Here is a 3,249-nt window from a genome sequence, read left to right as displayed (position 1 = left end):
AGGAAGACCTCATGCACACGGTCTTCCCGCACCCCACCTTGAGCGAGATGATGCACGAGAGCGTGATGGATGCGTACGGAAAGGTGATCCACACCTGATTTCGACCCACCGGAACCAGGATCCGGATCGCGGGAGTAGGGACGGTTGAAACGCGCCGCGTTCGGCGGCACGTCGGCGTCCGTGCTTCGGCGAGAGGTCCGGGGTCGCGACGGAGAATTCGAGATGGACGGACATGTCTACGGCGCCCTCGGTCAGCCGGGCGTCGGCTTCCTGATGGCCATCGTCATCGGGGCCCTCGCGGGCTGGCTCGCCGAACGGTTCACGGCGGCGAATATGGGCCTCTTCGCCAACATCGTGATGGGCATCCTCGGCGGCCTGCTCGGCAACTTCCTGGCGACAAAGCTGCACATCCCGATCTTCGGGTTCTGGCGCAACCTGCTCTCGGCGACGGTCGGCGCCGTCATCATCATCACGATCTACCGGGCCATCCAGGGCCGGCGGTACTGAGGCTCGCCGCCGGCGCGCCTGACGAATGCCGGCCCGTGTCGCGCCGTTCCGACGCGGCGGGTTTGCGGTCGCGGGCGGCGCGCCTTAAGTCCAGGGCACGCGCCGGCGTCTCGCGGGCGAATCCCGTGGATTGTCATGGCCGTCGTCCTCGACCTGCTTCGCAACGACCAGCGTCCGCGCCACCCCGAGAAGGCGCACCGTCCGGACAAGCCGATCCAGCGCAAGCCCGATTGGATCCGCGTCAAGGCGCCGGGCTCCAAGGGCTGGGAGGAGACCCGCAAGATCGTCCACGAGCACGGCCTCGTCACGGTCTGCGAGGAGGCCGGCTGCCCCAACATCGGTGAGTGCTGGGAGAAGAAGCACGCCACCTTCATGATCATGGGCGACACCTGCACGCGCGCCTGCGCCTTCTGCAACGTGCGCACTGGCCTGCCCGAGGGTCTCGACCTCGGGGAGCCCGACAAGGTCGCGGATTCGGTGGCCAAGCTCGGCCTGCACCACGTCGTCATCACCTCCGTCGACAGGGACGACCTGGCGGATGGCGGCGCCGAGCACTTCGCCCGCACGATCCGGGCGATCCGGGCGCGCAGCCCGGCCACCACCATCGAGGTCCTGACGCCGGACTTCCTGCGCAAGCCGGGCGCCCTGGAAATCGTGGTCGCGGCCCGGCCCGACGTGTTCAACCACAACATGGAGACCGTACCAGGCAATTACCTCACGGTCCGCCCCGGCGCGCGCTACTTCCATTCCGTGCGCCTGCTCCAGCGCGTGAAAGAACTCGACCCGACCATCTTCACCAAGTCCGGCATCATGGTCGGTCTAGGCGAGGAGCGGAACGAGGTCGTGCAGCTCATGGACGACCTGCGCTCGGCCGATGTCGACTTCCTCACCATCGGGCAGTATCTGCAGCCCACCAAAAAGCACCACGAGGTGGTGCGCTTCATGCCCCCCGACGAGTTCAAGGGCCTGGAGACCACCGCCTACACCAAGGGCTTCCTGCTCGTCTCGGCGACGCCCCTGACCCGCTCCTCCCACCACGCCGGTGAGGATTTCGCAAAGCTGAAGGCGGCCCGTCTCGCCCGCATCGCCAACGCCTGAGTCTCGATGCCCTCATTCCGGATCAACCGCACGGTGCGGCACTCGCCGCGCCAGATGTACGACCTCGTGGCCGACGTGGAGCGCTATCCGGAATTTCTGCCGCTCTGCGAATCCCTGCGCGTCCTGCGCCGCCAGCCGGGACCGGATGAAGGGGAGGTGCTCGTGGCCGAGATGGGTGTCGGCTACAAGGCCATCCGCGAGCGCTTCACCACCCGCGTCAGTCTCGATCCGCAGAACCTGCGCATCGTCGCCGAGTACATCGACGGCCCGTTCCGCCACCTGGAGAACCGCTGGGCCTTCAAGGACGGCGAGAACGGCGGCTGCACCGTCGATTTCTTCATCACCTACGAGTTCAAGAGCCGGACGCTCGGCCTCCTCATGGGCACGATGTTCGACCGGGCCTTCCGCAAGTTCACGGATGCCTTCGAGGCGCGGGCGAACCGGGTCTACGGGGCGGCCTGACGCGGCAAGTTGGTTGCGGGCCCAAACGATCCGGGCCGGCGCCTTCAGGGAATCAGGCTCTCGAGCAGACCCAGCGCGTCTTCGACGGCCCGGCGGCGAATCTCGGTCCGGCCGAGATCGCCGTAGCGGCGCTCGAGATGCCGAATGGGTGCGTCGCCGGTCGCCAGCCCGAAATGGACCAGGCCGACGGGCTTCTCGGCGCTGCCGCCGCCCGGGCCGGCGATTCCGGTGATCGCCACCGCGACGTCGGCGCGGGAATGCCCCAGGGCGCCCTCGGCCATCGCGCGGGCGACCTGCGCGCTCACCGCCCCGTGCGCCGCGATCACATCGGCGGGTACGCCGAGGCTCTCGGATTTCGCCGCGTTCGAATAGGTGACGAAGCCGCGTTCCACCACCGCCGAGGAGCCCGGGACCACCGTGAGCAAAGCGGCGACGAGGCCGCCTGTGCAGGATTCCGCCGTGGCCAACGTCAGCCCCGCCGCCGCGTAGGCGGCGATTAGCGCCTGCGCCCGCGCCAGCAGGGTCGAATCGTCGATCACGAGCGCCGCTCGGCCGTCTCGTCTGCGGATTCCAGCTCAGTGGCGATCTCGGGCAACCGCACCGTGGCGGCGGCCTGAGCCGCGAGGCCCTCGGCGCGGCCGACGAAGCCGAGCTTCTCCGTCGTGGTCGCCTTGATGGAAACCGAACTCAGCGGCACGCCCGCGATCTCGGCGATGCGGGCGCGAATCGCCTCGCGATGGGCGCCGATCCGGGGGGCTTCGGCGAGCACGGTGATGTCGAGGTGGTCGATCTTGCCGCCGCGCGCCCGCACCAGTTCCACCGCATGGGCCAGGAACCGGTCGGACGAGGCGCCTCGCCACTGCTCGTCGCTCGGCGGGAAATGCGTGCCAATGTCGCCGTCCGCGATGGCCCCGAGCAGGGCGTCGGTCAGTGCATGCAGGGCGACGTCGCCATCGGAATGGGCGAGCACGCCACGGTCGGCCGGAATCCTGATGCCGCCGAGCCAGACGTGGTCGCCCTCCGTGAAGGCGTGCACGTCGAAGCCGGTGCCGAGGCGGGTGACATAGGTGGTCATGGTGTGGGCCTCGCTCTGGGCGGTGGGGTGTTCGCCGGAGAAACCGCGATCGGCCTCGATCAGGTCGGCGGGCTGGGTGATCTTGCGGTTGCGCGGATCGCCCTCGA

At 68.7% G+C, this 3,249-nt stretch carries 5 protein-coding genes; 3 read left to right on the top strand and 2 right to left on the bottom strand.

What is annotated here, in order from left to right:
* Positions 1-222 precede the first annotated feature (222 nt).
* The 3 genes from JWQ05_RS18535 (at position 223) to JWQ05_RS18525 (ending at position 2,067) form a co-directional block, all read left to right on the top strand.
* Positions 223-507 carry a GlsB/YeaQ/YmgE family stress response membrane protein gene (locus JWQ05_RS18535; RefSeq protein WP_299661588.1) on the top strand — a complete coding sequence of 95 codons (285 nt, stop codon included), beginning with the start codon at positions 223-225 and terminating at the stop codon, positions 505-507.
* A gap of 135 nt (positions 508-642) precedes the next feature.
* Positions 643-1,605, top strand: a complete 963-nt coding sequence (gene lipA / locus JWQ05_RS18530) for a lipoyl synthase (protein WP_299661585.1) — start codon at positions 643-645, stop codon at positions 1,603-1,605.
* Between the two features lie 6 nt (positions 1,606-1,611).
* A complete protein-coding gene (locus JWQ05_RS18525) occupies positions 1,612-2,067 on the top strand; it encodes a type II toxin-antitoxin system RatA family toxin (RefSeq protein WP_299661582.1) in 456 nt (151 codons plus the stop codon).
* Positions 2,068-2,111: 44 nt separating this feature from the next.
* Here the strand turns inward: JWQ05_RS18525 and JWQ05_RS18520 are convergent, their stop codons facing one another.
* Together JWQ05_RS18520 and ispF are read right to left on the bottom strand one after the other, a co-directional pair.
* Positions 2,112-2,606 (bottom strand): CinA family protein, encoded by a 495-nt coding sequence (locus tag JWQ05_RS18520; RefSeq protein ID WP_299661579.1) that lies wholly within the window; start codon positions 2,604-2,606, stop codon positions 2,112-2,114.
* Positions 2,603-3,249 (bottom strand): 2-C-methyl-D-erythritol 2,4-cyclodiphosphate synthase (gene ispF / locus JWQ05_RS18515; RefSeq protein WP_299661576.1); only part of this gene is annotated, 647 nt, incomplete at its 5' end. The genes JWQ05_RS18520 and ispF, both read right to left, overlap by 4 nt.

The sequence above is a fragment of the Methylobacterium sp. genome, assembly GCF_028290105.1.
In the GTDB taxonomy this organism is placed as follows: Bacteria; Pseudomonadota; Alphaproteobacteria; order Rhizobiales; family Beijerinckiaceae; genus Methylobacterium.
The sequence above is the reverse complement of the archived record's forward strand: the minus strand, read 5'-3'. Positions and strand labels throughout refer to the sequence as shown.

Excerpts from the sequence above, each read along its gene's own strand:
- JWQ05_RS18525 (WP_299661582.1), top strand. The coding sequence starts at position 1,612 with ATGCCCTCATTCCGGATCAACCGCACGGTGCGGCACTCGCCGCGCCAG.
- lipA (WP_299661585.1), top strand. The coding sequence starts at position 643 with ATGGCCGTCGTCCTCGACCTGCTTCGCAACGACCAGCGTCCGCGCCAC.
- JWQ05_RS18535 (WP_299661588.1), top strand. The coding sequence starts at position 223 with ATGGACGGACATGTCTACGGCGCCCTCGGTCAGCCGGGCGTCGGCTTC.